Source organism: Streptomyces sp. adm13(2018) (assembly GCF_008042145.1).
Lineage (GTDB): Bacteria > Actinomycetota > Actinomycetes > Streptomycetales > Streptomycetaceae > Streptomyces.
In genome coordinates, this window is the sequence record NZ_RDBH01000336.1 from 1 (window position 1) to 4125 (window position 4125).

The window sequence follows — 4125 nt, forward strand, 5'->3', positions numbered from 1 at the left end:
GTGGGGGGTGGTGGGGCGGTCGTGGGGGGTGGTGGGGCGGTCTCCCCGGTGGCCGGACCGGGTCTCCCCGGCCCCGCCAAGCATCCGATCGGCCCGGGGGCCGGGCCCTCAGTCCTCGTATGCGCTGGTCGGGTGGCTGCCGTCGGCCSGGCCGACCTCGCCGATCCACTGCCGGACCGCCTCGCCGAAGTCCACCCGGCCGAGGTCGTGGTGGGCGGCCGCGTAGCGGCGCGCCGGGGGCTTGTCCGGCCAGTGGGGCTCGGCGAGTTGCGCCTTCCGGAGGAAGATCTCGCAGCCGACCGCGTTGGTGTGGAAGTGCAGTTCCAGCTGTTCGGGACGGCCCTGCCGGGCGGGGCCGGACTGCACGATGGTGTCGATTTCGAGCGGTATGCCGCCCCTGCCCAGAAGACGCGTGAGAACCATGATCGCAGGCTGAAGGCTGCTGTCCCGTACGTCGTGGTCGTTCGGGGCTCGGCGGTCGGTCGGGGCGGGTCGCGCTCCACTCCGGGTGCCAGAAGGGGTGCCGAGCGCCGCCGAACCGTCCGAACGGCGAGCTCATCCCTTGAGGAACTCGATGATCTGCGGGGCGATCTTCCTCGGGGCCATGACGACGGCGCCGTGGTTGAGGCCGGGCAGGGCCCGGTGGTCGGCCTGCGGCAGGATCTCGGTGACGGCGAGGGCGGCGCGCCGGAACGCGGCCGGGCTCTTCCCGCCGGTCCACACGCGGGTGGGGACGCCCACCCCCTTCCATTCCTCGGCGTCGAGCGGCTTGCCTTGCTGGGTGTCGCCCATGACCGCGATGTCGTAGGGCAGCGTGGCGGCCAGCTCGGTGAGGTTCGCCCAGGTCTTCGGCATGAGCTTCATGAAGAACACGGCGATGCCGGGCATGCCCTGCGCCCTGGTCATGAAGTACGTGACCGCGTCACTGCGCCGGCCTTCCGCGAGCAGCGCGGTGATCTGCTGCGCGAGATCCCCGGGCGGCCCGTCGTCGCCTTCGGCGACCACGAATGGGGGCTCGTACAGGGCCAGTCGGTCGACGTTCACTCCCGCCGCGGCCGCGCGCAGGGCGAGGACCGCTCCCGAGGACGAGCCGAACAGCGACGCCTCGCCGCCGACGTGTTCGACCAGCGCGGCGATGTCTTCGATCTCACGATCGGGGGCGTACGTACGGGTGTCACCGCTGGAACCGCGCCCGCGCCGGTCGTAGTTGATCACGGTGAAGTGCTCGGCCAGGAGGCCCGCGAGTCTGGTCGTGTCCGAGCGGTCCGCCAGTGCCGAGGCGACCAGGACGACGGCCGGTCCGCTGCCCGACTGCTCGAACGCGATCTCGGTGCCGTCGGCGGAGACGACACGGGCCTCGGCTCCGGCCGACTGCTTTCGCGTTGTTGCCATGGTTCTCTCCGGTTCATGAAAGGGGGCGTACCGCTGTGGTTTGCGCTGCTGCCGGTAGGACATCGGGTGGGCGGAAAACTCATCGGTGCGAGGGGAGTTCGGCGCCGAGGGCGGCGGGGTCGGAATCGGAAGCCGGGGCGACCGGGCGCGGAGGGGCCTTGATCCCGATCCGGTTCGGATGGCGATGGCGATCCGATCCCGAACTCGATCCCGGTCCCGGTCCCGATCCCGTACGAAGGGCTACCGGTTGTGAACATCCTGTGTACGATCCTCGCCATTCGCACACGCTCACAGCTCCCGGGAGTCGCTCGTGTACCCGTCTCCGCCTTCGTTCCAGCCCCCTCCCGCTCCGCTGCCCGTGCGCCGCTGGTGGCAGCATTCGGCGTTGATCGTCTGCCTGTTGGTGTTCCTGCCGCCGGTGGGCATAGCCCTGACCTGGACGGGTCGCTGGAGCCGGAACAAGAAGATCGTCGCGACCGTCCTCGGCTCCCTCTGGTTCCTGTGGTTCCTCGTCAGCGACCCGCCGGAGGACGCGAAGAACGACGCGAAGGAGCAGGCGGCGACGGCCCCCGCGACTCCGACTCCGACGCCGACGCCCACCCCGACCCCCACTCCGTCGAAGGCGCCGGAGGCCCCGGCGATGCCGGCGCTCGTCGGCGGGACGTACGGCGACTCCCAGCGCTTCCTCACCGCGAACCTGGGCCGTTCCTACGCGGCCTACAAGGACGTCGAGCTGCCGGCGGACTACGCGTCCTGGACCGTCTGCTTCCAGCGCCCGGAGGCCGGTGCGCCGCTCTCGTCGGCGATCCCGGTGGTCTACGTGACCGCGCCGGACGTCCCGTGCCCCAAGTCGCCCGACGAGGTGCTCGACAAGCCCACCCCGAAGCCGACCCCGAAGCCCAAGCCGAAGCCGACGCGCACCCCGGAGCCCGTGCGCACCCAGGAGCCGACGCCCACCGAGGACGCCGGTGACGACGCGTCGACCGGCGGCGACAGCAGCGTCTACTACCGCAACTGCACGGCCGTCCGCGCGGCCGGCGCCGACCCCATCCACGAGGGAGAGCCGGGCTACGGCCGCCACCTGGACCGCGACGGAGACGGCGTGGCCTGCGAGCGCTGACGCCTCGGTCCGATCGCGCCCACAAGCGCGACGGCCCCGCCTCCCGGCCGGGGGCGCGGGGCCGTTCGTCGTCTACGGCGTCACGGGTGCGGCTCGTTGCCACAGTTCTTCGGCGTGCTCCGCGAAGCGGTCGAACATGCCGGCGTCCTCGTGTCGTCGTAGGTGCAGCAAGGGCGAGTCGTGGCCGACGAGACGGGCCAGGTGGGGGGTGACGAGGGCCTGCTCGTCGAACCGGAACACGGAAAGCGAGACGTGGTTCACCGCGTCCTCCGCCGTGCTGAACCGGGCCTCGACACCTTCGGCCGGCCCGATCCTGGCCAGTTCGTCGAGCGTGATCCGAATGCGCGTGGACACCGACAGCGGTACGTCCTCGATCACCTCGCGCTGCCGGGTCACCTCGCCGGCGGGGTCGCCGAGCAGGAACCGCACGCGGCACCCGGACTCCGCCTTGCGCCGGATCAGACCGGCGAACGCGGGGATCTGCGTCCAGAGGAAGTAGTTGGTGTACCCCGCGAAGAACAGCTCGTGTTCCGTGGCGGCCGTGAGTTCGGCCCACACCGTCGACGGGCACGCCGAGCGGTACGGATAGCTGCGGAGGATCTCCCGGTCGCCGCCGAGCTTGACGCGGTCCTGCACCGACTTCGGCCAGATCATGTCCTCATCCACTCCCAGCGCCCGCGCAGCGTCCGCGCGGTTTCGCGCGTGCGGCGTGAGCCTCGCGTCCGCGAGCCATCGTTGCACCTGCTTCGGCGATACCCCCACCCGGTAGGCCAGTTCACTGGCGGACACCCCGGCACCGTGCATCGCCGTTCGTAGTCCTGCGTTCACCGTCAATCCCCTCTGCCCGGACTTCTGGGCCTTATTCGACCCTAGCGAGGTACGTCTCAACCGTCCCTGTTTCGGGGGCAGATACGTCCGGACGAGGGTGCCAGGGTGGAGTTGTACCGGAGCCCGCCCCGCAAGGAGAGCAGCTGATGAGCAAGCCGCCGCCCCCGCCGCGCACCCCGCCGCCGTTCCGGCCCGTGAGTGCCGCCGAGGCCGGTGTGGTGTTCCGTGAGCTCCGGGGGGCCATGGAGGCCGCCGGGTTCCTGACGCAGGGGCTCTACCGCGAGGAGCGGGCGACCCGGGACGGGTCCCTGCACGTCTTCGGGCTTGGCGAGGTCACCGTCGCGGGGGCGAAGCGCATGACCGCGATCCTGCGGGCCGCCCGGCGGCAGCCGTGAGGTATCGCGTGGACGACGTCGTGACGGACGGAACGCGGGCCCTCGCGGGCCAGGTGCGCGCCGTGAACGGTGACCTCCTCACGTTGGCCCGACCCGGAGGCATGGAGTGGACGGCGAAGGCGGCGGACTGCTGGTCGGCGAGTCCGGAGGAGCGCAGGGCCCTGCGGCCGAGCGGGGCGATCGCCCTGATCGGCGAACACCTGCCTCCCGTACAGCCGCCCTCGCGCTGTTCCTGACCTGCGTGGCCGTCACCGCGGGCGCCGCCGCCCTCACGATCCGCACCACCTAGCCGCCCCGCCTCGGACCGGAACTCCCGGGGCGGGGCGGCTAGGTGGTGCGGATCGTGAGGGCGGCGGCGCCCGCGGACACGGCCACGCAGGTCAGGAACAG

Annotated in this window: 6 protein-coding genes; 3 read left to right on the top strand and 3 right to left on the bottom strand. The window is 71.7% G+C overall.

From position 1 onward, the window contains the following. Positions 1 to 108: 108 nt before the first annotated feature. Positions 109 to 423, bottom strand: a complete 315-nt coding sequence (locus tag EAO70_RS37375; protein WP_148007204.1) for a hypothetical protein — start codon at positions 421 to 423, stop codon at positions 109 to 111. Positions 424 to 555: 132 nt separating this feature from the next. Continuing rightward, the gene (locus EAO70_RS37380) at positions 556 to 1392 is read right to left on the bottom strand and encodes an alpha/beta fold hydrolase (RefSeq protein ID WP_148007205.1); all 837 of its coding nucleotides are present in this window, start codon (positions 1390 to 1392) and stop codon (positions 556 to 558) included. Between the two features lie 385 nt (positions 1393 to 1777). On the opposite strand from EAO70_RS37380, the gene EAO70_RS40575 reads away from it, so the two are divergent. Continuing rightward, positions 1778 to 2512 carry an excalibur calcium-binding domain-containing protein gene (locus EAO70_RS40575; protein ID WP_410091606.1) on the top strand — a complete coding sequence of 245 codons (735 nt, stop codon included), beginning with the start codon at positions 1778 to 1780 and terminating at the stop codon, positions 2510 to 2512. A gap of 72 nt (positions 2513 to 2584) precedes the next feature. Here EAO70_RS40575 and EAO70_RS37390 read toward each other — a convergent pair whose 3' ends face one another. After that, complete coding sequence (locus EAO70_RS37390) at positions 2585 to 3166, bottom strand: DUF5919 domain-containing protein (protein ID WP_148007206.1); 582 nt, start codon at positions 3164 to 3166, stop codon at positions 2585 to 2587. Positions 3167 to 3486: 320 nt separating this feature from the next. Here EAO70_RS37390 and EAO70_RS37395 point away from each other — a divergent pair, with 320 nt between their 5' ends. Together EAO70_RS37395 and EAO70_RS37400 are read left to right on the top strand one after the other, a co-directional pair. Beyond that, positions 3487 to 3735 (top strand): hypothetical protein, encoded by a 249-nt coding sequence (locus tag EAO70_RS37395; protein WP_148007207.1) that lies wholly within the window; start codon positions 3487 to 3489, stop codon positions 3733 to 3735. An 8-nt stretch (positions 3736 to 3743) separates the two neighbouring features. Continuing rightward, positions 3744 to 3971, top strand: a complete 228-nt coding sequence (locus EAO70_RS37400; protein ID WP_148007208.1) for a hypothetical protein — start codon at positions 3744 to 3746, stop codon at positions 3969 to 3971. Positions 3972 to 4125 lie beyond the last annotated feature (154 nt).